Here is a 23,055-nt window from a genome sequence, read left to right as displayed (position 1 = left end):
ATCCGCGGACATCGACCCTGGTCGAACGCTGGAACCTACAACTGAGGAGAACCCTTGCCGCACCGTCGACCCAAGCCCTCGCTCGTCATCGGGGCCGTAGCCGCACTGGCTGTCGCAAGTCCTCTCGCGGTCTTCGGCTTGACCAGCGCACCGTCCGGCTTCCAGTCCACCAACGAATCCTCGCCAACGGTCGTCGATACCGAGATCGCCCAGGTCGCCCTCGAGCAGGTCCCCGACATCGTCATTCCATTGAAGGAACTGACCGGACTGAACCTCCCCGACATCAACATCGGGCAACTCCGCAGCATCCCGATCCCCTCGAGCATCGAAATCCCCGAGGGCATCGAATTGCCCGGCGGATTGAAGCTCCCCAGCAACCTGCAGATCCCGCTCGAGTTGCCCGAACCGAGTGACGTCTCCGATCCCGCAGCGCCGGCCGAAGAGCAGGCTGGCGCTGTCGTCAAGGAGCTCACCCGCGACACCCCGTTCAGCATGGTCGCACTCACCTCGGACACGCTGGCCTCCGCCGAATCGAAGGTGCGCGCACTGCAGGAAGACGGCACCTGGGGCGAATGGTTCAGCCCCGACATGATCGACACCCGGGCCACCGATCAGGCCGAGTTCAACGGCACCATCGCCACCGAACCCATCTACGTCGGGGCCACCAAGGCGGTGCAGATCCTGACCCCCAAGAGCCTTCCCGAGCAGGAAGCACCCGCTCCGGCACCGGCCCCGGCCCCGGCTCCCGCACCGGCACCCGCGCCTGCTCCCGAGGCAGCACCGGCACCCGAAACGCTTGCACCTGTCCCTCCGGCTCCGGAGGAACCGCTCGGCTACACGCCTGCGTCGGTCGACAAGCCGCTCCACCAGCAGCCCGCGGCCCTCACGGGAGCCCAGGACGTGACAGCCGTTCTCATCGACCCGGGTTCGAGCCCTGCCGACGGCCACCTCACCGACATCGCGACCCCCGTGGCGGGCAATGGCCCCAAGGTCATCACCCGCGCACAGTGGGGTGCCGACGAGTCGATTCGCTGCCAGGAACCGACCTACGACGACTTCCTCGGCGGCGCCACCGTCCACCACACGGCCGGTAGCAACATCTACTCGCGAGCCGAATCCGCAAACATCGTCCGCGGCATCTACGCGTACCACGCACAAACGCTGGGCTGGTGCGACATCGGCTACAACGTCCTCGTCGACAAGTACGGCCAGATCTTCGAAGGACGCTTCGGCGGCCTCGACCGACCCGTGCAGGGTGCCCACGCCGGTGGCTTCAACGAGAACACCATGGGCATCGCCATGATGGGCGACTACTCGTTGATCCCACCCACTCAGGAGACCATCGACTCGGTCGGCAAGTTCCTCGGATGGCGTCTCGGCAAGGCCGGCCTCGATCCCAAGGGGCACACGACGATGTACTCCGAGGGCACCTCGTTCACCCCGTATGCACGGGGACAGGCCGTGGACCTGCCGATCATCTTCGCCCACCGCGACGTCGGCAATACCAGCTGCCCAGGTAACGCCGCCTACGCCCGCATGGACGAGATCCGCAACATCGCCGCCGCGAACGTCGGAACGAATCTCGGGGTCGAGGCAGCCGCGCCACCGGCGCCGCAGGCGTCGCCCAACACGTCACCGGGCAGCAACGCCAGCTCGCAAGTTGTCGAACAGATTCCGGCACTCGTCAGTGAACTCGCGCGCATGGCGGACGAGTCGCCCATCGTGCAGGAATGGCTGGCGCAGGGCGGCGAAGCCGGGCGTCTCGGCAAGTCGCTGACCGGACTGCTGAATGCCCACGGTGGCGCAATGGCCGCACAGTTCCTCAACGGCGCCCTCTACAAGTCGGTGAGCAGCGGCGAAGTGTTCACCGTCCTGGGCGAGATCTACAAAACGTACAAGAGCCTCGGACTCGACAGCAGCAAGCTCGGACTGCCCATCTCCGACGAATACGCTGTGCCGGGCGGTTTCCGCAGCGACTTCGAGCACGGGTCGCTGATCTTCAACGCGGCCAGCGGCGCCATGACGAAGATCATCGACACGGCGGGCCCGGCAGCCGCGCCTGCACCGGAACCCGCACCGGCTCCGGAGCCCGCACCGGCACCGCCGGCTCCTGTGAGCTGACGGTTCGTACGTACTCGAGCGCTGGTGGTCTCAGGACCACCAGCGCTCGAGTACTCTTGCCACCCCGTCATCCGCGTTGGTTGCGGTGACCTCGTCCGCCGCGGACTTCACGTCCGAATGCGCGTTCTCCATCGCGACACCGATACCGGAGAGCGACAGCATGGGGATGTCGTTGGGCATGTCACCGAATGCCACGGCCCGCGTCGGGTCCACCTGCAAGTGCTCCGCGATGTAGGCCAGACCCGATGCTTTCGTGATTCCCGACGCAGACAGTTCCACGAGACCGTTGTCGGTGGAATAAGTGAGATCGGCGCGGCCCACCACATGCGGCGCCAACGCCTCGGCCATCGACTGACTCGTCGCACCGGGCAGCCTGATGAGAAGTTTCACGGCAGGCGCAGCGAGCAATTCCTCACCGGACAGTTCCGTGTTGTCCGGGTTCAGCCACGCGTGCTCGTAACCGGGTTCACTGACGAACTGCGGCGTCGCGGCGTCGTGCGCACGCTCCCCGACCCGCTCGGCCGCCAAACCCGAACCCGGCAGCACCGTCGCCGCCAGATCGGCAAGCCAGCCGAGCAGGTCCACGCCGAGGGTTGCCGCGCTGAGCACCCGGTCCTGGGCGCTGTCGTAGATGACGGCGCCGTTCGCGCACACGGCGAGCGGCGCGTATCCGAGGCCGTCCACCACCGGTGGAATCCATCGCGGCGGCCGTCCCGTGGCCAGTACGAACGGGGTACCCGAACGAACGACTTCCTGCACTGCCCTGCGCGTCCGGGAGCTCACCCGTTCGTCGTGGCCGATCAGTGTGCCGTCGACGTCGGAGGCGACGATGCTGGGCAGGGTGGCTGTCTGGGGTTCGTACTCGCGCGGGTAGGAGCTCACTCGCTCATTGTGCACGCGCCTCGGCCTGCCCTCTCCCGCCCCGACGAATGTCACACCCGTTCGCGTGAGCTGAACGCGTGTGACATTCGTCGGCGCAGAGGGGGCACGTTCAGGGATTCTGCCGGCGGGCTTGGCGCGCGGCGGCCTTCGCTTCTGCGTCGGAGGCGTCCATACGGTCCGCTTCCTCCAAGGTTGGCGCAGACCCGCCGAGCCGGGCGGGCACCCAGTACTCGCCAGCCGGATGCTCGTAGTCTTTCTGCAGCTCGAGAAGCTGATCTTGCATTGTCGATCGCAGCTGTGCCGTCAGCTCCGATACCGGCTCGAACGGCGCAATCGGCTTGCCCACGCTGATCGAGAGGGGAGTGTTGGTACGGCCCAGCCGCTTCGGGAATCCCTTGGTCCATACGCGCTGTGCACCCCAGATGACGATCGGAACGATCGGTACCTCGGCCTCGATCGCCATTCGGGCGGCACCCGATTTGAAGTCCTTGATCTCGAAGCTGCGACTGATAGTCGCTTCCGGGTACACGCCCACGAGTTCGCCACGCTGCAGGTACTCGACGGCCGCCTTGTACGAGTCGGCGCCCGCGCCGCGGTCCACAGGGATGTGCTTCAACGACCGCATGATCGGGCCGGAAATCTTGTTGTCGAACACTTCCTTCTTCGCCATGAAACGGATGTACCGCTTCACGCTACGAACCGGCAGCCCGGCGTAGGTGAAGTCCATGTAACCGGTGTGGTTGACGGCAATGACCGCACCCCCCTTCGCGGGGACGTTCTCGGCACCATGGACGGTGAATTTCAGCCCCTGGGCCGCGAATACCGCGCGAGCCAGGCCGATGATGGTTCGGTAGACAGGTTCCACAGTCGATCAGCGTAGTCCGTCCCACGTGTTTCGGCGCACCGCGCAGCGCACCCGTCCGGCCGAGATGAGCCCTCTGGCTCGATTCGCATACCCTGGTGACGTCGCTCAGCACTTCAGGAGGCATACCAGTGCAGGTCACCAGTGTCGGACACGCCGGCTTCCACATTCAGACCGAGGCAGGCTCGATTCTGTGCGATCCGTGGGTCAACCCTGCCTACTTCGGATCGTGGTTCCCGTTCCCCGACAACACAGGCCTCGATTGGGATGCCCTGGGCAATTGCGACTACCTGTACGTGTCGCACCTGCACAAGGATCACTTCGATCCGCAGACGCTGACCAAGCACGTGAACAAGGACGCGACGGTCCTGCTGCCCGACTACCCGGTGCCGGATCTGCGCCGTGAGCTCGAGGCGCTCGGCTTCCACAAGTTCTTCGAGACCGAAGACTCCGTCAAACATCGAGTCCGGGGCGGCGAGATCGAAGTCGCTCCGCAGTCTCCGCTCCAGCCGGGTGATCTCGACATCATGATCATCGCCCTCCGCGCTCCCGCGGACGGACCGATCGGCGACTCGGGTCTCGTGGTCTCGGACGGCGAGAGCACCTGCTTCAACATGAACGATGCCCGCCCCGTCGACATGGACGTACTGCACGATCAGTTCGGCAAGGTCGACATTCACCTATTGCAGTATTCGGGCGCCATTTGGTATCCGATGGTCTACGACATCCCGAAGAAGACGAAGGCCAACTTCGGGAAGCAGAAACGTCAGCGCGGGATGGACCGCTGCCGCAGCTACATCGAACAGGTCGGCGCGACCTGGGTGGTGCCGTCGGCCGGACCGCCCGTCTTCCTCGACGACGAACTGCGCTACCTCAACGACGACCACGGCGACGAGGGCAATATCTTCCCCGATCAGATCGTGTTCCTCGAGCAGATGCGCATCCACGGGAACGGCGGCGGAATCCTCATGATCCCCGGGTCCACCGCCGACGTACACGGCAGCGAGCTGAACCTCACCCACCCGATCCCGGACGAAGACGTCGACAAGATCTTCACCGACAAGGCCGCGTACATCGAGGACATGGCGCAGCGCCTTGCCCCCGTTCTCGAGGCCGAGAAGGCCACTTGGGCCCCGGCCGAGGGCGAGCCGCTCCTCGAAGGCCTCAAGGCGAAGTTCGAGCCGATCATGGCCCAGTCGGACCTGATCTGCGACGGAATCGGCTACCCCGTCGGCCTCGTGATGGGTGACGAGACCGTGGTGCTGGACTTCCCGCAACGCATCGTCCGCGGGCCCGGCGAGAAGGACGGCAAGTACCGGTACGGATTCCGGATCGCACCCGAACTGGTCCGCACCGTCCTGCGCGACGACGAACCCGACTGGGTGAACAGCATCTTCCTGTCCACCCGGTTCGAGGCGTGGCGTGTCGGCGGCTACAACGAGTTCCTCTACACGTTCTTCAAGTGCCTCACGGACGAGCGCATCGCGTACGCGGACGGCTGGTTCGCCGAAGCCCACGACGACAATTCGTCCATCGAGTTGGGCGGTTACGAGATCCAACGCCGGTGCCCGCATCTGAAAGCAGACCTGACGAAATTCGGTGTCGTCGAGGGCACTAACCTCACCTGCAACCTGCACGGGTGGCAGTGGGATCTCGAGTCGGGACGGTGCAAGACGTCGAAGGGTCACGAGCTCCGGTCGAGGAAGCTGTAGTCCGTATCGACGAGCGGCCTCAGTCTTCGAAAACGTACCAGCAGATGCTGTTTCGGCGATTCTGGTCCTCGATCACCAGTGCCCGAAGGCGCTCCGGAAGCTGGACTCGTTGCCAGTCGCGTTCGGCTCGCCCGGCCTGGAGTTCATCGCCGGGCTCGGCAGCGCGGACTGCCTTGATGGCGTAGGCGGCGGCGCCCAGGTCGTGCTCGGGGACGTGGGCCACGCAGGCGGCCTGACCGGCGGAGTATGCGGCCAAACGGGACGCCCCTGCCAGTGGCCGGGCCGCGCCCATGGCATGACCGCCGAGGGCGCGGGTTTCCATCATCGCCGCCTCCCCTCGCACCCACGCTCGGGTAGCCTCGATCGCCTCCCGAGGCCGCGAATCGGTGGGCCGAACCGCCTCGAACAGCGGAAGAACATGTTCGGCGCAGGCGGCCGACCACTGCGCAAGCGCGCGATGATCGGTATCGGTGAGCAGGCCGCCGCGCCGGATGGTGACAAGGCGTGGGTCACGGTCTCGGGGAAGAATCACGCGTTCCCTCGCAGTGCCAGGTCGAGTTGGTGCACCAACTGGGAGACCCGGTTCGAACGACTCGAGATGGTGGTGACCGGATATCGGTCCAGGACGCAGATGAGCTCCGGCGTGGCCCGCCGCTTCGCTTCGTCGAGGGAACTTTCTGCGGCGTGTGGAAGGTCCGGATATGCCAGTTCGGCGGCCCGTGCGGCGTGAGCGGATGCGCGCAGAATGTGATGGACCTGTGCGGCGTCCGCGAGAGGGTGCAGATACGCGGATGCGGCAGCATCCCCGGCAGACATGGCGGCGTGACGCGCCGCTGCCGATGGGGCTTCCTTCGCGGCGCGGTGGGCGGCCGGTGCCGTGATGCGTTGCCGCTTCGTCCGCGGCGCACCCCCGGCGAACTCCCGAGCTGCGTCGATGGCCTGCCGGGGTCGTTCGTCGCCTGGGCAGACCTGCTCGTAGAGCGGAAGTACCTCGGCAGCGGAGGTCAGTGCGAATGCGGTCACTTCCCACAATTCGGATGCCGTCAACGAAAAGTCGTTCATGTGGTCTCATCGTAAACGTGAACTTTCGGTTGAAGGTTATGAAAGGTATCGGCTGGTGATCTGTCAGTGACCTTCCAAAGCCGCTTGCTCCGACCCGTGGATCTCGCCCGGGACGTGGGCCTCTCGCCTCAAGCGGTCCGCAACTACGAGGACGACGGCGTGCTTCCGCCGGCCCTGCGCGCCGAGAACGGGTACCGGCAATACACCGCTGTTCACCTCGCTGCTCTCCGAGCGTTCACAGCGCTGGTCCGGGCCGCAGGTCATGAGCGTGCTCGGGAGGTCCTGCTGGCCGTGAACGCCGACCGGATCGACCGAGCACTCGAAGCGTTGGACCGCGAACACGGTCAGCTTCTCGACGATCGCGAGACCCTGCGAACCGTCGGTGCCGCCTTGGCTACCCTCGATGCCCCGGTAAAGGCCGCCGGTCACACCGAATTGCCCTACACCATCGGTGAGCTCGCCCGCCGCATCGGCATCACTCCCACGGCCCTACGCAACTGGGAGCGTGCGGGGATCCTCAGCCCAAATCGACACCAAGACACCGGACACCGCATATACGGCGAGGAGGACCGGCGAGACGCAAACCTCGCCCACCTATTACGCCGGGGCGGGCACCCGATCGCGGACATTGCAACCTTCATCCACGAACTCAGATCCGCGGGCAGCACCGCAGCGCTCCGTGAAGCAGTGACGCTGTGGGAGTCGAACGTCGACCGCAGGGCGCGAAGTCTCTTGGACGCGGCCGCTGCGTTGTCGATTTACCTGACGACCATCGACGACCGGGACCACAGACCAGGGGAATGCAGCTAGCCCGCGGTTGGGGGCTGGTCGACAAGCTGCGCCATATAGAGCTGGTCGCCCATCTTGTCCATGAGTTCGATCTGGGTTTCGAGGTAGTCGACGTGATCTTCCTCCTCGCGGAGAATCTGCTCGAGCAGACCCGCCGACGTGGCATCACCCTTGGCTCGAACCATTTGCACGCCCGGACGTAGCCGCTCGACGACCTCCACCTCGATAGCGAGGTCGGAGTGGAATTGCTCGCGCAGATCCTGGCCGATGCGCAGCGGTAAGAGACGCTGGTAGTTCGGCAAACCTTCGAGAAGCAGAATCCGATCGGTGAGCTTCTCCGCGTGAACCATTTCCTCGATGGACTCTTCGCGGGTCTTCGCGGCCAGCTTGGTGAAGCCCCAGTTGGCCTGCATCTTCGAATGCAGGAAGTACTGGTTGATCGCGGTCAATTCACTGGTCAGTTGTTCGTTGAGAAGTGCAATTACTTCATCGTCGCCACGCATTACAACCTCCGGTCGCCGGATAAGGCGACCGTACCAAGAGCGATCCCGAACCGCAGGGGATCGAGAAACAGGTTGTCAGGCGGCGCTTCGGCCGCCAAGCGAACGAGTGCACAAGATCTCGTTCAAGCGTTCGACGCAGGTACCACATCCCAATCCGGCGCCGCACCGTTCGCCGATCGCATCTGCGTCATCGGCACCGTCGTCGAAGTGCTGGTGCACCTCTTCCTCGGTGACGGCCTTGCAGATGCAGACGAACACGTGGAGCTCCCTCACGAAACAATTGATTAGGTAAGGGTTACATCATTTCACCCGGTTTGCAAGGGTAGCCTGGCTAATCTGTTGACAGGTGACTAAATGGTCACATATCCTCTGGTTCGTGCAGGATGACGATCTCGTGTTCAAGGCATTGGCGGACCCGGTCCGGCGGCTGCTCCTGGACGCGTTGTTCGAGCGGGACGGCCGCTCACTCGGAGAGCTCGACAAGGTCGTGAACACCACCATCGAGATGACCCGATTCGGAGTCGCCAAGCATCTCAAGCTGCTCGAGGACGCCGGGCTGATCACCTCACACAAGCAGGGACGGGCCAAGCTGCACCACCTCAACCCAGTCCCGATCCAATCGATCCACGAACGGTGGATCGGCAAGTACACAGTGCACACCGAACACATCGCGACGTCCTTGCTGGACCTGAAACGCGGCCTGGAAAGCGACGCCGACAACCCCACGACACCGATCAACCCCGAGGAGTAGCGAGCCATGAGCAACAACCGCATTTACAGCATCTACATCGACGCCCCGGCCCAGAAGATCTGGGACGCGATCACCTCACCGGAATACACCTCGAAGTACGGGTACGCCGACCCCGTCGAGTTCGACCTGAGGCCCGGCGGTAAATACACCGCCTATGCCAGTGAGGAAATGAAGGCAATGAACATGCCCGACATTGTCGTCAATGGTGAGGTGATCGAGTCCGACCCACCGAAACGACTGGTCCAGACCTGGGACCCGGTATGGCTCGAAGAACCTGCCACCACCTTGACCTGGGAAATCGCCGAGTTCGAGAACGGGCCGAGCCGGCTCACCCTCACCCACGATGTGACCGATGCCCCCGAAACCGACCGTCAGACCGCCGGCGGCGGGGATGTGGGCAAGGGCGGCGGCGGATGGCCGTGGGTGCTCGGCAGCATGAAGACCCTGCTCGAAACCGGAAAGCCGATGACCGGAATTGTCTGAGGTGTGGGCACCCCGATCAAGATGGTCGGGGTGCCCACACCTCAGACCGTCCGACCTTTCAGGGCACTCAGTCCGGTCGATATGAATTCGGGGACCGACTCGCCTGCCTTGTCGAACCCGTCACCGACGGTGGCACCGGCCAGGTAGCGATGATGAATACCCTGCGCGATGACGGCGAGCTTGAAATTCGCGAGTGCCATGTAGAAATTCCAATGGACCAACTCTCGGCCCGATGCCACGGCGTAGCGTTGCGCGAGGTCGCCGGCAGGCGGCAGGCGTGAACTCGTCCAGGCAGCCGGTTCGCCGAGCACCAGGTCGAGTGCCGGGTGCCGGTACACGCACATGAGGGCGACGTCGGTGAGTGGGTCACCAAGGGTTGAGAGTTCCCAATCCACGACTGCCGCAACGGTGCTCACGTCGCCGGGCGCGAGGATGGTGTTGTCGATGCGGAAATCGCCGTGCACGATCGTCGACTCCGACTGCGCGGGGATCGACTCGACCAGGGCGACATGTAGGCGGTCGACATCCGCGGAGTCCTCCGTCTTCACCCGCTCCCACTGACCCGACCACAGCTTTACCTGTCTGGCCACATACCCGCTTGGGCGCCCGAACTCGCCGAGTCCGACGGCCGCATAGTCGACGTTGTGCAACGCCCCTAGCACCCGCACCAGTTCATCGGTGCAGGACTCGATGTCCTCGCCGGACAGCGCCGCGAGGTCCGACTTGGTGCGTACCACCTGGCCGGTCACATGCTCCACCACAGTGAAGGGCGCGCCCATCACGCTGTTGTCCTCACACAGCGCGACGGTGGCGGCCACCGGGACGTCTGCGCTCTGCAGCGCCGACGTGATCCGGAACTCACGCGCCACATCGTGCGCCGACGGGGTCAATCCCGTGGTAGGCGGCCGACGCAGCACCCACCGCGACGAATCATCGAATATCGAGTAGGTGAGGTTGGATTTGCCGCCCGAGATCAGTTCTGCCCCCAACTCCCCGTCGAGCCGGACCCCCGACTCGACCAGGAATTTCTGCAGAGCAACGAGATCGAGCCCCAGATGTCGAGTCATTTGCCCGCCTCCCGCGTCGCCTTCTTCGCAGCACCGACGACCCGCTTGGCGATCGCCCAGCGGTGCACCTCGGATGGTCCGTCGTAGACCCGGAACGGCCGTACCTCGCGGGAGAGGCGGGCGAGGGGAAGGTCGCCGGATACACCGAGACCGCCACACATCTGGATCGAACGATCGACAATGCGGAAGATCGCCTCGGACGCGTAGGTCTTCGCGATGGACGTGGAGTTGCTTGCGTGGCCGCCCTGGTCGAGTTCCCAGCAGGCCCGCGTCAATAATGCGCGGCTGGCGGCAATGTCGATCTCGTTGTCCGCAACCATCTTCTGGACCATGCCGAGATCCCCGAGCTTGCTCCCGAAGCCCTCACGCTGCGCGACCTGTGCCACGGCGACGTCGTGGCCGCGACGGGCCGCGCCGAGCCAGCGCATGACGTGCGTCATCCGGGCGGGCCCAAGCCGCACCTGGGCGTATGCGAATCCCTGGTCCACCTCACCGAGAACCCAGCGGTCCGGAACGAACAGGTCCTCGAGGAACACCTCGCAGTGCCCGCCGATCATCGCCCGGTCGAGAGTATCGATATGACGGCCAACCCTCAGTCCGTCGGAATCGGCCGGCGTGAGAAACATCGTGGCACCGCCACGGTCGCCGGGTGCGCCCGACGTGCGCGCGAAGATGATGAAGAACCCAGCACCATCAGCGCCGGTGATGAAGTGTTTGTGACCGTTGATTTGCCACCCGCCATCGACCTTCTGCGCCCGCGTGGTCAGCGCGGACGGGTCGGAACCCGCCCCGGGAGACGGTTCGGTCATGGCGAAGGCCGACCGTACGTCGCCGCGCGCCAACGGGGCGAGGAACTGTTCCTTCTGCTCAGGGTTGGCGATGTGCGCAAGCATGTGGACGTTACCTTCGTCCGGTGCCCCGATGTTGAGGGCCGCCGGGCCGAACAGCGAATAGCCTGCGGCCTCGAAGATCGGCGCGCGATCGGTCATGTTCAGGCCATGGCCGCCATACTCGACGGGTGCGTGGGGCGCGAAGATTCCGGCGTCCTTGGCATACTTCTGCAGCTCCACCCGCAGCACGTCACCGCCCGCCGCGGTGATGTCGCCACCGTGCTCGTCCTCGACGGGCAGCACGACATCACGTATGAACGCCTCGATGTTGTCGACAAGCGCGGTCACCTCGGGCCTGTAGGCCAGATCGATCGCCACATCAACCTCCACTCGATTCGGATGCCCGACTCCGAGAGAATCGACGCCAACCGACGGATCGCTCAGCCATTCCGGCGACGTCCGGAGACGACAGTCCCACAAACTGTTCGCAAAAAACAATCCCCGACGAATGGATTCTTCGGATCACGCAGTGCGGTGACGACGCCCGCGACAGCGACAGCCACTAGCGTCAGCGAAATACTTCCCGAGACGTTCTCACCACAGGCTCACAACCAGCGCATGAGCCGGCGGAGGTTTTCAACGTCTCCCAAGAGTTCACTCGGGACGCAGCACGTCCGTTCCCACGAACGGGACGAGAGCCTCGGGTACACGCACGGACCCGTCCGCCTGCTGGTGGTTTTCGAGGATCGCGACGAGCCAACGGGTGGTTGCGAGGGTTCCGTTGAGAGTGGCGGCGGTCTGCGGTTTGCCGTTCTCGTCCCGGTACCGCACTCCCAGACGACGCGCCTGGAACGTGGTGCAGTTCGACGTCGACGTGAGCTCCCGGTACGCCTGCTGGGTCGGCACCCAGGCCTCGCAGTCGAACTTGCGGGCCGCAGACGAACCCAGGTCGCCGCCGGCCACGTCGATGACGCGGTAGGGCACCTCGATGGCCGCAAGCATGTCCCGCTCCCAGCTCAACAGTCGCTGATGCTCGGCGTCCGCGTCCTCGGGCTTGCAGTAGGTGAACATCTCGACCTTGTCGAACTGGTGCACCCGGATGATTCCTCGGGTGTCCTTGCCGTAGCTGCCCGCCTCACGACGGAAGCACGACGACCACCCGGCGTACCGCTTGGGACCGGCGGACAGGTCCAGAATCTCGCCCGAGTGGTAGCCGGCGAGCGGAACCTCGGACGTCCCGACCAGGTACAGGTCGTCGTCTTCGAAGTGGTAGATCTCATCCGAGTGGGCGCCGAGGAAGCCGGTTCCGGCCATGATCTCCGGGCGCACGAGCACCGGCGGAATCATCATGGTGAACCCGTTGGCCATCGCCTTCTGCGCTGCCAGTTGCAGCATGCCGAGTTGGAGCATCGCCCCGAAGCCGGTGAGGAAGTAGAACCGCGAACCCGACACCTTGGCGCCACGTTCCATGTCGATCAGATTCAGCGATTCACCCAGCTCGAGATGGTCCTTCGGTTCGAAGTCGAACTCGGGCAGGTCACCGACCGTTTCGAGGGTGATGAAGTCGTCCTCTCCCCCGGCGGGAGCGCCCTCCTGGACGATGTTCGAGATCGCCCGGTGCGCGCTGTCCAGAGCAGCCTGAGCCTCGTTCTGCGCGGCCTCGGCTTCCTTCACCTTCGCCGCGAGTTCCTTCGACCCCTCGAGGAGCGCCGGACGTTCCTCCGGAGACGCCTGGCCGACCTTCTTACCGAAGGCCTTCTGCTCGGCGCGCAGGGTATCCCCGTTCAGCACCGCTGCACGGCGGGAGGCGTCCGCGTCGAGCAGGGAGTCGACGAGAGCCGGGTCCTCGCCTCGGGTGCGCTGCGACTGCCGAACGACGTCGGGGTTCTCACGGAGGAATTTCAGGTCAATCACGACTGTGAACCCTACCGGGCGCGTGAGCGGCGATTACTCCGGTTTCGGTTCGAGCAGCGCGAGCAGATCTTCGCGCCCGAACATTCGGGCCGCGTCCATCGGGGTGGGCTGACCGATCGTGGCGGAGGCGCCTGCCGCGACAAGCGCCCGCACCACCTCGTCCTCACCTTTGAAAAGTGCACCTGCCAGCGGCGACTGTCCCTTGTCGTTGAGCCGATCGACATCTGCCCCACGATCGATCAACACCTGCACGGCCTCCGGGTGGCCGTGATATGCGGCCAGCATCACCAGAGTGTCCCCATTCTCGTTGGTCAGATTGACGGGCACGCCTGCGTCGACATAGGTGGCCAGGGTGGCCGCGTCGCCGGATCGTGCGGCATCGAAGACCCGGCCGGCGAGTGCCTGCACCTCGGGATCGACGGGCACGTCGTTTCTGCTTGCACCTTCGCTCATGACGGACAAAGTACGCGCGCGGCACCAAGAGATGTACGCGGTTGGCACGGGGATTCGTGGGAGTTGTTCACCCGACCGTGGCGGGAGCAGGCATGATGGACGGCGATGTCCGAAGAGAAGACCCCCACGCAGCCGGAGCCGCGCAAACGGCGCAAGCAGAAACGGCGCCCGGTGCCGACACCAACGATGTCGGCGTCGAAGACGCGCCGAGCCCTCGCCGCAGTGGGCGTGGGCGCGGTCGTTGCCGCGATAGCGACGTTTGCGATCTCGGGTGGATTCAATCGCAGCGAGAATCTACCCACACACACCACCGCCCTGGGGCAATCGCACTCGGCCGATACCGGAGAGTTCGCTGCCACCTCCGCCGGCGACTGCCTGAACTGGACCCCGTCCACCGACCCGGAAGAAGACCGCCAGGACGTGGCGCGGGTCGACTGCGAGCAGGAGCACCGGTTCGAGGTTGCGGCACCACTCGACCTGAGCCTGTATCCGGGCGCGGAATTCGGTCCGGGCGCGCGGTACCCGGGCGCGCTGCGTTTCGCAGAACTTCGTGACGAGCACTGCATTTCGGCGGTCAATTCGTACTTGGGCGCGAAATTCGATCCGAAAGGTAGGTTCAGCGTCGGTCTGATGTTCCCCAGCGAGTCCGCCTGGCTCGACGGTGACCGCGGACTCCGGTGCGGCATCCAGCTGTCCAGCACCACAGGTGCGCTGCTCCCGTTCACGGGGCATGTCGCGGGGCAGGATCAGTCGAACGTGTGGGCCACGGGAACGTGCATCGGGATCAACGAGAACGTGCCATCCGATCCGGTCGACTGCGCACAGCCACACGCATTCGAAGTGATCGCCACAGTCGACTTGAGCGGCCAGTTCCCCGGCCCCTTGCCGTCGGTGGCAGATCAGGACGAATATCTCGAAGGCGTCTGCACTCAGTCGTCCAACGAATACCTGGGTTCGGCAGACGCGCTGCGCAACAAGACCCTGACCTTGTTCTGGGACAACATCGATCTCGCGAGCTGGCTGGCCGGAAGCCGCAAGATCAACTGCTCGGTGGGTAAGGAGGTCGACGGCGGCGGCTTCGCGGCGATCACCGGAACCGCCAAGGGCGACATCCTCATCAACGGTGTCCCACCCGACCCGCCACCGCCGGTACCCGAGGGTCGTTCGCTGCCGACGCCACTCCCGGGGGCCGCTCCTCCTGTTCTCGGGAACTGAAGTGCCGGTACAGATGCCGCCCGACCGATTCGACGAACTGGTCGCAGATGCGCTCGATCAGATTCCGCCGCAGCTCACGGCGGCTTTGGACAACGTGGTGATCCTCGTCGACGACCGAAACGACGAAGACCCGGACCTGCTGGGGCTCTACCACGGCATCGCTCTGACGGAGCGGGACAGTCATTACGGTGGATCGCTACCCGATACCATTACGGTGTACCGTGACGCCTTGCTCGATATGTGCAGTTCAGAAGGCGAAGTGGTGCACGAGGTGGCCGTGACTGTCATACACGAGGTTGCGCACTACTTCGGCATAGAAGAAGATCGACTGCACGAGCTCGGCTGGGGATGAACGAACGCTCGAAGATCATTCGAGCACGGGGGAACCAAAGAGCACGTCGCAGCGTCCAACAACCAGGACGTGTCGAAGACGGAAGTTTTTGTTCGGGGGGCCTGCCTTCATGACCGGGTGGCCTTCCATGACCAGGTAGAAGGAGTTCGACGCAGTGCCAGCCCTCAACGTCAATCCTGAAGCTCTCATTGCCGCGGCCACCGAGCTCGATCTGCTCGCCGGCCGTATGCAGGCCGCCGTCACGGCCAATTCGGCCGCAATTCAGGTGATCCCTTCCGGTACCGAAGAAGTGTCGCTGCTCGCTGCCCGTTACTTCAATACCGTCACCAATACCTTCACGCCCGCCATCGCCCAGGGGATCGCCGAGCTGCAGGCCACGGCTGCCACCCTGCGTCAGCAGGCCGCGAACTACGTCGCCCAGGATCTCGCCGGCGGCGCTGCGCTCGACGTGATCATGTAATTCGGCTGCACCAGGACCTTCCACACCAGGACCATCAGGGGAGACACGCAACATGACTTTGGGACTGACAGGCGTCATCTGGTTGCCGCGCGGCGCCACCGTGAACTCGACAACGCTCAATGCCGGCGCCGGACCGGTGCCGCTCAGCGTCGCCACCGGCGCCTGGACTGCAGTATCCGCAGCCTTCGTCGACATGGACGCGACACTCGTGCGTGTGATGGCGGAACTCGGCGCCGGTTGGCAGGGCGTGACCTCCGCCGCGGCGATCGCAAAGATCGCTCCGTTCGCACTGTGGGCGGCCGAGTGCACCGAACTCGCGGCCGACACCGCCCTGAAGGCGGGGGCCGAAGCCGGCGCGTACACCACGGCACGATTGGTCATGCCGAGCCTGCCCGAGATCGTGGCGGTCAAGACCGCCAAGGCGACCGCGTACAGCACCGGCGGCGCACTCAACGGCACCGCTGCCGCAGCCGAAGCCGCCGACCGCGCGATGGACATTCGGGCCGGATTGGTGATGGAAGGCTACGAGGCTGCCACCAACATCCTCGCCATCCAGCGCACCTTCCGTCAGCCCCCGCGCATCGTCACGACGCCCGACGGCAACTCGGCCGAAAGCTTCGACGAGGTCAGCGATTTCACCGACAACCCGGTCAAGGCGGTGACCGCCGCGGCCATGGCACTCGGACAGAACCCCGCCGTGACCACCGCAGCGTCTCAGGCCGGCAGCATCGCTACCACCACCGTCTCGACCGCGACCTCGGCCGCGAGCAACATCGGTAGCGCCGCGCTCAGCGCAACCACCAGCAGCGCGCCCACCTTCGGTCCTCCGGTGAGCGGAGCGCCGATCTTCAGCAGCGGCGCATCTGGCGGTGCCAACGCATCCACGTCTGCCGCGTCGGCACGTGTCCCGTCCGCCGGTGTCGGCGGAGTGATCGGCGCCGGTGGTGGCGCCGGCATGCCCGAGGGCTGGGGCAAAGCCGAAGGTGCTGGGCGTGCGGGTGGCGCTCCTGCGGGTACCGCCCCGGCAGCGGCCGGCGGCGCATCGGACGCCGCATCAGGTGCTCGCGGCTCGGCTGGGCACGCCCCCGTGATGGGTGGACGTGGAGCGGCTGCCGGCAACTCGAACGACGACGAGCACGACACCCCCGGGTACCTCAAGAACTTCGAGCACTTCTCGGACGGCCGCACCGTGATTCCGTCGGTCATCGGCGCAGACCCGCAGCAGGAGCAGCGTTGATCGACCTCGGCGCCACGCTCGGCACGAGCACCACCACCCTCGAACCCGTCACCCTGAGCGTCGACGAGATGGACTTTCTCGTCGACAAGCTCTCCCTCGACGTGCTCCCGGTGGTGCTCGATGCCAACCCCCGCCACGAAACGGCGGACGCCCGGGATGCAGCGTTTCGGGATGCCGCCGAGACGCTGACCGAGCGGGATCTGCTCCACCACGACACAGTCGATCAGAATCTGTCCGACTGGCTCCGGGTTGTTGCGCGTCCCACGTGGGAGATCGCGCTGCGTTGGCACGTGGCGGGAGACGTCTCCCGGATGTGCGTGTCCCACACCCGGGACCTCTCCGTATCGGTTATGCGCTCCGGTGAGACTTTCGTCGTACAGGATTGTGGGGCGGATTTGTTCGCCCCGCTCGTCCGCGCACTCGGCACGGCACAGGCCGCGAAGTTCCAGAACGTCAACGCCCCGACAGCGGACCTCAGCGCCGCTTTCGACGACGCCATCGACGGAGCCAACCTGGCAGAAAAACTGACGAGGCTGGGTGTGCCGACTGCTGATGCCGGCCCGCTCGGACGGGCCGTCCACGGATGTGACACCTTCGCGGAGATCGTCGGAATCGCCTACGGTGACGGCCAATACGATCCTGTGGGCGGACCCGTGACGGTGTTCGATACCGACCAAGGACGGATCGTCGGCACCTCGAGTGTGTCGGCGCACGGGGTGGCCTGGTCTTCCCTCAGCCCCGGATCGCCGCAGCGTCTGCGCCAGGCACTCGAGGCGCTCGCGGATCGCCTGGAGCAGTAAGCTCAGCCCATCGGGTCGTCGGGCCCCGGGATCACGGTGTGCTCGAAGGGCGGATCGACGGCGCCCCACCGCACGCATTCCCAGCCGTCCGGCGTCGGCACGAGTTCCACGGTCTGCGTGTTCGACAGGTGATTGTTGGCAGCGAACAGGCCTGAGATGCCGGCCAACTGCGCGCCGACGAGCCGAATCGCGGCGCCGTGGCTGACCACCACGACGTCGCCGGTCTGTGCCGGGTCTTCCAGGTACTCCTCGCGCAACGCGTTCACGACGGGAACGTAGCGATCGAGCACGTCGTATGCCGATTCCCCGCCGGGTACACGGGCGCCGAAATCACCTGTATGCCACTGGTGGAACGTCTTCATGAACAGCTCGTGTGATTCTCGGTCGCTACGGTCTTCGAGATCACCGGCCTGCACCTCGTGCAGGCCTGCCCGCACATCTGCCGTCATCCCCGACGCTGCCTCCACGAAGCTTGCAGTCTGCCTGGCACGCAATGCTTGCGACGACACCAGTGCGGCCGGCAGGCCTCGTGCGACGAGTCCCCGACCGAACGTCTGCGCCTGCGTCAAGCCTTCAGCTGTCAGTTTCGCCCCGGGCAATCTGGTATCCAACCGCTTCGCGACATTGGCCTCGGTCTGGCCGTGTCGGACCAGGATCAACCTGCCACTCACGATGCCCACTCTCCCCTGCGTATCCGCTCGATCCAGTCTGCCGCTTCGTCGTCGGACGGCGGAGGTGGACCACTCGGCTTGGCTGCGGGCCACGACCCGAGGAACAGCACATCGGAGGTGCGGTGCACGGCCCGGAATGCTTCGGCGACAAGGGAGTCGTCGATGTGTCCGATGCAGTCCACGAAGAATCGGTACGTGCCCATCTCGGTCCGCAGTGGCCGGGATTCGATGCGGGTCAGGTCGATTCCACGACTGGCGAACTCGGACAGCACGCGCACCAGCGAGCCCGGCGCGTTGTTCGGGAGCAGAATGGCGGCGGTGCGATCGTTCCCGGTGCGCGCAGGCGGCCCGGTAGGGCGAGTGACGAGCACGAATCGCGTGCGGGCGCTGTCGAAATCGGCAACCTGGGAGGCCAGTTCGTCGAGCCCGAGCCTCGTGCCGGCAAGAGCGGTGGACACGGCGGCGTCGGCGATACCGGCTGCGACGTCCTCCGCGGCACCTGCGTTGGACGATGCCGGTTGCACCTCGACATCGGGCAGATTGGCCGCCAACCATTCGCGCACCTGCCCCGAGGCGTGCGGATAGGCGCGGATGGTGCGCACGTCCGCGAGCGTGGTGCCGGGTCGGCCCAGGATCGAGAAGGCGATGTCGAGTTCCGTCTCGGCGACGATCTGCAGCCTCTCTCCGGCACCCAACGAATCGAGGGTCGGCGTCACTCCCCCTTCGACCGAACTCTCGATCGGAACGACGGCGCCGTCCACGGAACCGTCCCGAACCCTGGCGAGGGTGGCCGGTGGATTCGCGGCCGGAATTCGCTCGACCGGCCCGTCGAATGCGCCCTCCGATTCGAACTTGGCAAGGGCCATTTCGGTGAAGGTTCCAGAGGGTCCGAAGTACGCGATACGAGGCACGGTTACGAGGTTACGCATCGCCCGGGAAAGGTCCGGAAGATTGGGGGTGAAGTTTCAGGTTGTCTACCGCAGGCCCCATGCGGCGAGTGTTGCCGCGATACCGCCGAGATCCCGGACCTCGATGCCGAGCAGGACCTCACGCACGGCAGCGGCAGCTTCGGGAATCAATGTGGTCAGTGGGCCGGGATCGGGCTCTGCGAGCACGCGCCGGACGTCGTCGCCCCGTAGGGCGGCGACCGTGCCGGCCAGCAAGGCCAGGACCTCTTCCGCAGTGTCGGCCTGCGCGACGAAACCGACGTCGGCGTGGGCGAGTACAGCGAGAAAGTCGGCAACGGCGGCCTTCGGGTGACCGGCGCTCAAGCCGGGGATCTTCCCGGCCTCCGCGAGGGCACCGGCTGCGTCGGCGAGAGTCGGTTCGGCATCTTCGACCACCGGGCGGCCGATCTCGGGGTACACGGCAAGCGGCGACGGGAGCCGCAGGGCGATGGCTTCGTCGAGGTCGCTCACGGGGCATTCGAGTTGGTAACGGACCGCTTCGTACCCGATCCGAGAAGGGCGACGGAGCTGCGCCGGGTCCACGTCGAGGCGGACGACGATCCGGCCGAGGCCCGCACGCCCTTTGCCGAACCCCGAACCGGTGTCTGCGATCAGGTCCGACGCAGGAACGACCGGGGGGCCTGCCACCTCGGAACCCTGTGCCGAGGCCACCGCGTGCGCCTGCGTGAGCGCGGGGCTCAGAAGTCCGGACAGCAACGATTCCGGTCCACGTGGGCGCGGGATTCCGAGGGTGAGATCGATCGACACTCGTCCACCGTAGTTCGTCCGGGGGCTTGCGACGTCCGCCACACAGGATTAAGTTAGCCTTACCTCATCTTGAGGCTCCTTCATCGACGACACCCAGGAGGCACGATGGCCATCAGGACATGGGCCGCACCGTCCACCGCGGAGCGGGTTCGTAGCTCCTGCGCTCGCACACAAGAGTCCGTCCTCGCCATCGAGGGGAGCGAACCCACCGCCACGACGGTGCATCACCTCCTGGACGACGGCGACGTAGTCGTCGCCGTTCCCGCCGACTCGGCTGCGGCAACACTCGTCTGGCTCGCCGGCAGCGGCGGTCTTCCTGCCGTTCTGGAGCTGACAGACCAGTCGCCGCTGTCCCTACGCGAGCCGGTCCGTTCACTCGTGTGGCTACGCGGAACTCTGCACGGCCTGTGCGACGAACATTCCCGTCAGCTCGCCGACGAAGTGGCCGCGCAGTTTCCGCACCCGGAACTGCTCGACGTCGGCCACACCACGGTGCTGCTGCGGTTGCATCTCGCGTCCGCGGTGGTCGCCGATTCCAGTGGCGCCGAACCCGTCCGACTCGAGCAATTGAGAGCAGCAAGAGCCGACCCGTTCTGGGAGATGGAAGGCGCCTGGCTCCAGCACCTCGACGAGGATCATCGCGAGATCGTCGATCTACTCGCCCGGAAGCTGCCACCGCACATGCGAAGCGGCAGGGTCCGTCCACTGGCACTCGACCGCTACGGGCTGAACCTGCGCGCCGAAACGGCGGACGGTGACCGCGACATCCGGTTGTCGTTCGCCGAGCCGGTCGACGACGCCACCGCATTGAGCCGCGCCATCCGCCTCCTGGTCGGCTGCCCGTTCGTCAACGGACTGCACGCACGCGGCTGACGGGCCCGCACAGCCGCGGCAGCCGGGTCGAGCGGAGGCTACCGTCGCCCTGTGACCTTCCCGCGCCCTGCGAACTTCCGAGCAACACTCGAATCCTGGCTCCGACCGCCTCGACCGCAATCCGGGGAACCGGCCCTGAGCCCACACGAGCGTCGGGGCGTCTACCTCGAGATCACGATCGTGCTGCTGGTCACCTTCGGGCTCAGTGCGTTGTCCAGTGTGCTGTCGCTGGCAGAATCGTTGGCCACGCCCGGCTCTCTCGCAGATCAGGCCGTCGCGCTCAACACCTCGCGCGCGGAAAATCAGTTCATCGACGTCGCCCGCCAACTACTGGGCGTACTCCGGCTGGCGGCGTGGGGCGCGCTGGGGCTCTACCTGCTGTGGCGCAGCGGGGTGGGACCGAAGGCGATCGGGTTCGGTCGTCCGAACGGCCGCCCGGACACCACCCACGGCATCGGCCTCGCCGCACTCATCGGCATCCCGGGACTGGGCCTGTACCTGATCGCTCACGCCGTAGGCGCCAACCTCACGGTCGCACCGAGCACCATCGAAGAGCACTGGTGGCGCCTTCCCGTCCTGCTGCTGTGGGCGGCGGCGAACTCGGGTGCAGAGGAAATCCTCGTCGTCGCCTATCTGATCACCCGGCTGCGCAAGTTGGGGTGGGGCGAGAACTCGTCACTGCTGGCTTCGGCGCTCCTGCGCGGCAGCTACCACTTGTATCAAGGTTTCGGCGGCGGCATCGGCAACGTCGTGATGGGTCTCGTGTTCGGACGGTACTGGCAGAAGACCGGCCGATTGTGGCCGCTGGTGATCGCACACTGGCTCATCGATGCGGTCTCGTTCGTCGGGTACGCCTTGCTGAAGGGGCGTGTCGGCTGGATACCGTGACGAACACCGGCCAGTAAAGTCGTGGGGTGACCGGCAACCCTCCACCTCCGCGGCCACGGCGCCCGCAGGGCCAGCCACCTCGGCGACCTGCGCCCCCGCCGCAACGCCCCGTCCCGCCTCCCGAGGATCCGCAGGTCATTCGCAAGACCCCCCAGAACGCACCACCCCCGCCGAATCGGGCTTGGTCGCAGACACCCGGAAACCCTCCGCCGGCAGGCCCTCGCCGCCCGTACCCGGCGCCCGCACCCCGCAACCCCGCACCCGCAAACCCACCGCCTCGAAACCCTGCACCGCAGGGGCACGCTCCCACCCAGATCCCGCAGCCGTATCGCGAGGACCAGCCGTACCGGCAGGATCCGCGGCGCGGACGATCTGCTCCCCCACCAGCGCCTCCCCGGCACCCTCCGAAACGGGCCGCGGAACCGCCGCGGCCGCCCAAGACTCGGCGTCAGCGCCACTGGGGTCGACGCGTCGGCTTACTGCTTCTGGTGCTCGTGCTGGCCCTCGCAGGCGCAACGGTCTATCTGGACAGTTCGCTGCGTCGGATCGACGCTCTCGCCGACTACGAAGGACGCATCGGCGACACCCCCGGCACCAACTGGCTACTCGTGGGTTCGGACAGCCGCGCCGGATTGACGCCCGAGCAGGAGTCCGCGCTGGCCACCGGCGGCAACACCGGACCGGACCGGACGGACACGATCATCCTCGTCCACATCTCCGGCAGCGGGGAGCCGACGATGGTCAGCATTCCCCGTGACTCGTACGTCTCGATTCCCGGATACGGCAAGGACAAGATCAACGCCTCGTTCGCGTTCGGTGGGCCGCAACTGTTGACGCAAACCGTCGAGGTGGCCACCGGCCTGCACATCGACCACTATGCGGAGATCGGGTTCGGCGGATTCGCGGGCATCGTGGATTCCATCGGCGGTGTGGACGTGTGCCTCGAGCAGCCGATGGTCGACCCTCTCGCCGGCATCGATCTTCCGGCCGGCTGCCAGGAGCTCTCCGGCACCCAGGCACTCGGGTTCGTGCGCAGCCGCGCGACGGCGCTCGCCGACCTGGATCGCATGAACAACCAGCGCAAGTTCATGTCGGCGCTGCTGGCCAAAGCGACCAGCCCCACCACCTGGCTGAATCCGTTCCGGTTGTTTCCGCTGGCCTCCGATGCGGTCGACAGTCTCGCGGTCGACAGCGGTGACCACATCTGGCATCTCGGACGGCTGGCATGGGCGATGCGAGGCGGCATGACCACCACCTCGATACCGATCGGGGGCTTCGAAAACGTGTACGGCTCCGGGAACGTCCTCCTGTGGGATCACGATCGTGCGAGCGAGTTCTTCGAAGCGCTGGCGAACGACGAACCGATTCCACCGGAGCTCCTCACCACTCCTCCCTGATCCAGGGCCCCTGCCGGT

At 65.7% G+C, this 23,055-nt stretch carries 26 protein-coding genes; 13 read left to right on the top strand and 13 right to left on the bottom strand.

What is annotated here, in order from left to right; all coding sequences use genetic code 11:
* Positions 1-54 precede the first annotated feature (54 nt).
* On the top strand, positions 55-2,121 hold the full coding sequence (locus tag ACZI8Q_RS03920; RefSeq protein ID WP_463372184.1) for an N-acetylmuramoyl-L-alanine amidase: 2,067 nt from the start codon (positions 55-57) through the stop codon (positions 2,119-2,121).
* Between the two features lie 30 nt (positions 2,122-2,151).
* Here the strand turns inward: ACZI8Q_RS03920 and ACZI8Q_RS03915 are convergent, their stop codons facing one another.
* Positions 2,152-3,003, bottom strand: a complete 852-nt coding sequence (locus tag ACZI8Q_RS03915; RefSeq protein ID WP_463372183.1) for an HAD family hydrolase — start codon at positions 3,001-3,003, stop codon at positions 2,152-2,154.
* A 109-nt stretch (positions 3,004-3,112) separates the two neighbouring features.
* Entirely contained in the window at positions 3,113-3,868 is a 756-nt protein-coding gene (locus tag ACZI8Q_RS03910; RefSeq protein ID WP_463372182.1) for a lysophospholipid acyltransferase family protein, read from the bottom strand.
* 128 nt (positions 3,869-3,996) lie between these two features.
* Here ACZI8Q_RS03910 and ACZI8Q_RS03905 point away from each other — a divergent pair, with 128 nt between their 5' ends.
* Positions 3,997-5,577 carry a Rieske 2Fe-2S domain-containing protein gene (locus ACZI8Q_RS03905; protein ID WP_463372181.1) on the top strand — a complete coding sequence of 527 codons (1,581 nt, stop codon included), beginning with the start codon at positions 3,997-3,999 and terminating at the stop codon, positions 5,575-5,577.
* 19 nt (positions 5,578-5,596) lie between these two features.
* Here the strand turns inward: ACZI8Q_RS03905 and ACZI8Q_RS03900 are convergent, their stop codons facing one another.
* Positions 5,597-6,109 carry a putative immunity protein gene (locus tag ACZI8Q_RS03900; protein ID WP_463372180.1) on the bottom strand — a complete coding sequence of 171 codons (513 nt, stop codon included), beginning with the start codon at positions 6,107-6,109 and terminating at the stop codon, positions 5,597-5,599.
* Positions 6,106-6,639, bottom strand: coding sequence for a putative immunity protein (locus tag ACZI8Q_RS03895; protein WP_463372179.1), 534 nt, complete (start codon positions 6,637-6,639; stop codon positions 6,106-6,108). The genes ACZI8Q_RS03900 and ACZI8Q_RS03895 overlap by 4 nt, the downstream gene beginning before the upstream one ends.
* A 96-nt stretch (positions 6,640-6,735) precedes the next feature.
* On the opposite strand from ACZI8Q_RS03895, the gene ACZI8Q_RS03890 reads away from it, so the two are divergent.
* Positions 6,736-7,449 (top strand): MerR family transcriptional regulator, encoded by a 714-nt coding sequence (locus ACZI8Q_RS03890; protein ID WP_463372178.1) that lies wholly within the window; start codon positions 6,736-6,738, stop codon positions 7,447-7,449.
* On the opposite strand, the gene bfr is transcribed toward ACZI8Q_RS03890, so the two are convergent.
* Both bfr and ACZI8Q_RS03880 read right to left on the bottom strand, forming a co-directional pair.
* Positions 7,446-7,931 carry a bacterioferritin gene (bfr, locus tag ACZI8Q_RS03885; protein WP_463372177.1) on the bottom strand — a complete coding sequence of 162 codons (486 nt, stop codon included), beginning with the start codon at positions 7,929-7,931 and terminating at the stop codon, positions 7,446-7,448. The genes ACZI8Q_RS03890 and bfr overlap by 4 nt on opposite strands.
* A gap of 75 nt (positions 7,932-8,006) precedes the next feature.
* Positions 8,007-8,189 (bottom strand): (2Fe-2S)-binding protein, encoded by a 183-nt coding sequence (locus ACZI8Q_RS03880; RefSeq protein WP_463372239.1) that lies wholly within the window; start codon positions 8,187-8,189, stop codon positions 8,007-8,009.
* A gap of 118 nt (positions 8,190-8,307) precedes the next feature.
* Between ACZI8Q_RS03880 and ACZI8Q_RS03875 the strand changes: the two genes are divergently transcribed.
* Positions 8,308-8,682 (top strand): ArsR/SmtB family transcription factor, encoded by a 375-nt coding sequence (locus ACZI8Q_RS03875; protein ID WP_463372176.1) that lies wholly within the window; start codon positions 8,308-8,310, stop codon positions 8,680-8,682.
* 6 nt (positions 8,683-8,688) lie between these two features.
* Positions 8,689-9,165, top strand: coding sequence for an SRPBCC domain-containing protein (locus ACZI8Q_RS03870; RefSeq protein WP_463372175.1), 477 nt, complete (start codon positions 8,689-8,691; stop codon positions 9,163-9,165).
* Positions 9,166-9,206: 41 nt separating this feature from the next.
* Here ACZI8Q_RS03870 and ACZI8Q_RS03865 read toward each other — a convergent pair whose 3' ends face one another.
* The 4 genes from ACZI8Q_RS03865 to ACZI8Q_RS03850 all read right to left on the bottom strand — a co-directional run bounded on the left by ACZI8Q_RS03865 (position 9,207) and on the right by ACZI8Q_RS03850 (position 13,429).
* Entirely contained in the window at positions 9,207-10,232 is a 1,026-nt protein-coding gene (locus tag ACZI8Q_RS03865; protein ID WP_463372174.1) for a phosphotransferase family protein, read from the bottom strand.
* Complete coding sequence (locus ACZI8Q_RS03860; protein ID WP_463372173.1) at positions 10,229-11,440, bottom strand: acyl-CoA dehydrogenase family protein; 1,212 nt, start codon at positions 11,438-11,440, stop codon at positions 10,229-10,231. Before ACZI8Q_RS03860 ends, ACZI8Q_RS03865 begins: the two co-directional genes overlap by 4 nt.
* Positions 11,441-11,716: 276 nt before the next feature.
* Positions 11,717-12,976 (bottom strand): serine--tRNA ligase, encoded by a 1,260-nt coding sequence (serS, locus tag ACZI8Q_RS03855; RefSeq protein WP_463372172.1) that lies wholly within the window; start codon positions 12,974-12,976, stop codon positions 11,717-11,719.
* A 33-nt stretch (positions 12,977-13,009) separates the two neighbouring features.
* Positions 13,010-13,429 (bottom strand): ankyrin repeat domain-containing protein, encoded by a 420-nt coding sequence (locus ACZI8Q_RS03850; protein WP_463372171.1) that lies wholly within the window; start codon positions 13,427-13,429, stop codon positions 13,010-13,012.
* A gap of 105 nt (positions 13,430-13,534) precedes the next feature.
* Between ACZI8Q_RS03850 and ACZI8Q_RS03845 the strand changes: the two genes are divergently transcribed.
* The 5 genes from ACZI8Q_RS03845 (at position 13,535) to ACZI8Q_RS03825 (ending at position 17,493) form a co-directional block, all read left to right on the top strand.
* Positions 13,535-14,644, top strand: a complete 1,110-nt coding sequence (locus tag ACZI8Q_RS03845) for a septum formation family protein (protein ID WP_463372170.1) — start codon at positions 13,535-13,537, stop codon at positions 14,642-14,644.
* Position 14,645: 1 nt separating this feature from the next.
* A complete protein-coding gene (locus ACZI8Q_RS03840) occupies positions 14,646-14,996 on the top strand; it encodes a metallopeptidase family protein (RefSeq protein WP_463372169.1) in 351 nt (116 codons plus the stop codon).
* Positions 14,997-15,150: 154 nt separating this feature from the next.
* The gene (locus ACZI8Q_RS03835) at positions 15,151-15,456 is read left to right on the top strand and encodes a PE family protein (RefSeq protein ID WP_463372168.1); all 306 of its coding nucleotides are present in this window, start codon (positions 15,151-15,153) and stop codon (positions 15,454-15,456) included.
* 52 nt (positions 15,457-15,508) lie between these two features.
* Entirely contained in the window at positions 15,509-16,693 is a 1,185-nt protein-coding gene (locus ACZI8Q_RS03830; RefSeq protein WP_463372167.1) for a PPE domain-containing protein, read from the top strand.
* Positions 16,690-17,493, top strand: a complete 804-nt coding sequence (locus ACZI8Q_RS03825; protein ID WP_463372166.1) for an ESX secretion-associated protein EspG — start codon at positions 16,690-16,692, stop codon at positions 17,491-17,493. The genes ACZI8Q_RS03830 and ACZI8Q_RS03825 overlap by 4 nt, the downstream gene beginning before the upstream one ends.
* A 2-nt stretch (positions 17,494-17,495) precedes the next feature.
* Here the strand turns inward: ACZI8Q_RS03825 and ACZI8Q_RS03820 are convergent, their stop codons facing one another.
* From ACZI8Q_RS03820 to ACZI8Q_RS03810, 3 genes are read right to left on the bottom strand one after another with little or no spacing between them, the layout of a single operon-like run.
* Complete coding sequence (locus tag ACZI8Q_RS03820) at positions 17,496-18,164, bottom strand: histidine phosphatase family protein (RefSeq protein ID WP_463372165.1); 669 nt, start codon at positions 18,162-18,164, stop codon at positions 17,496-17,498.
* Positions 18,161-19,093, bottom strand: coding sequence for a prephenate dehydratase (gene pheA / locus ACZI8Q_RS03815; RefSeq protein WP_463372164.1), 933 nt, complete (start codon positions 19,091-19,093; stop codon positions 18,161-18,163). The genes ACZI8Q_RS03820 and pheA overlap by 4 nt, the downstream gene beginning before the upstream one ends.
* 45 nt (positions 19,094-19,138) lie before the next feature.
* Positions 19,139-19,879, bottom strand: a complete 741-nt coding sequence (locus ACZI8Q_RS03810) for a hypothetical protein (protein WP_463372163.1) — start codon at positions 19,877-19,879, stop codon at positions 19,139-19,141.
* 105 nt (positions 19,880-19,984) lie between these two features.
* On the opposite strand from ACZI8Q_RS03810, the gene ACZI8Q_RS03805 reads away from it, so the two are divergent.
* The 3 genes from ACZI8Q_RS03805 (at position 19,985) to ACZI8Q_RS03795 (ending at position 23,037) form a co-directional block, all read left to right on the top strand.
* Positions 19,985-20,752 carry a DUF2470 domain-containing protein gene (locus ACZI8Q_RS03805; RefSeq protein WP_463372162.1) on the top strand — a complete coding sequence of 256 codons (768 nt, stop codon included), beginning with the start codon at positions 19,985-19,987 and terminating at the stop codon, positions 20,750-20,752.
* 51 nt (positions 20,753-20,803) lie between these two features.
* The gene (locus tag ACZI8Q_RS03800; protein ID WP_463372161.1) at positions 20,804-21,640 is read left to right on the top strand and encodes a CPBP family intramembrane glutamic endopeptidase; all 837 of its coding nucleotides are present in this window, start codon (positions 20,804-20,806) and stop codon (positions 21,638-21,640) included.
* A gap of 137 nt (positions 21,641-21,777) precedes the next feature.
* The gene (locus tag ACZI8Q_RS03795; protein WP_463372238.1) at positions 21,778-23,037 is read left to right on the top strand and encodes an LCP family protein; all 1,260 of its coding nucleotides are present in this window, start codon (positions 21,778-21,780) and stop codon (positions 23,035-23,037) included.
* Positions 23,038-23,055: the final 18 nt, after the last annotated feature.

It is taken from the genome of Rhodococcus quanlei (assembly GCF_055231015.1).
This window is presented reverse-complemented; position numbering and strand designations above follow the sequence as displayed.

Excerpts from the sequence above, each read along its gene's own strand:
- ACZI8Q_RS03895 (WP_463372179.1), bottom strand. The coding sequence starts at position 6,639 with ATGAACGACTTTTCGTTGACGGCATCCGAATTGTGGGAAGTGACCGCA.
- bfr (WP_463372177.1), bottom strand. The coding sequence starts at position 7,931 with ATGCGTGGCGACGATGAAGTAATTGCACTTCTCAACGAACAACTGACC.
- ACZI8Q_RS03870 (WP_463372175.1), top strand. The coding sequence starts at position 8,689 with ATGAGCAACAACCGCATTTACAGCATCTACATCGACGCCCCGGCCCAG.
- ACZI8Q_RS03865 (WP_463372174.1), bottom strand. The coding sequence starts at position 10,232 with ATGACTCGACATCTGGGGCTCGATCTCGTTGCTCTGCAGAAATTCCTG.
- ACZI8Q_RS03850 (WP_463372171.1), bottom strand. The coding sequence starts at position 13,429 with ATGAGCGAAGGTGCAAGCAGAAACGACGTGCCCGTCGATCCCGAGGTG.
- ACZI8Q_RS03845 (WP_463372170.1), top strand. The coding sequence starts at position 13,535 with ATGTCCGAAGAGAAGACCCCCACGCAGCCGGAGCCGCGCAAACGGCGC.
- ACZI8Q_RS03830 (WP_463372167.1), top strand. The coding sequence starts at position 15,509 with ATGACTTTGGGACTGACAGGCGTCATCTGGTTGCCGCGCGGCGCCACC.
- pheA (WP_463372164.1), bottom strand. The coding sequence starts at position 19,093 with ATGCGTAACCTCGTAACCGTGCCTCGTATCGCGTACTTCGGACCCTCT.
- ACZI8Q_RS03805 (WP_463372162.1), top strand. The coding sequence starts at position 19,985 with ATGGCCATCAGGACATGGGCCGCACCGTCCACCGCGGAGCGGGTTCGT.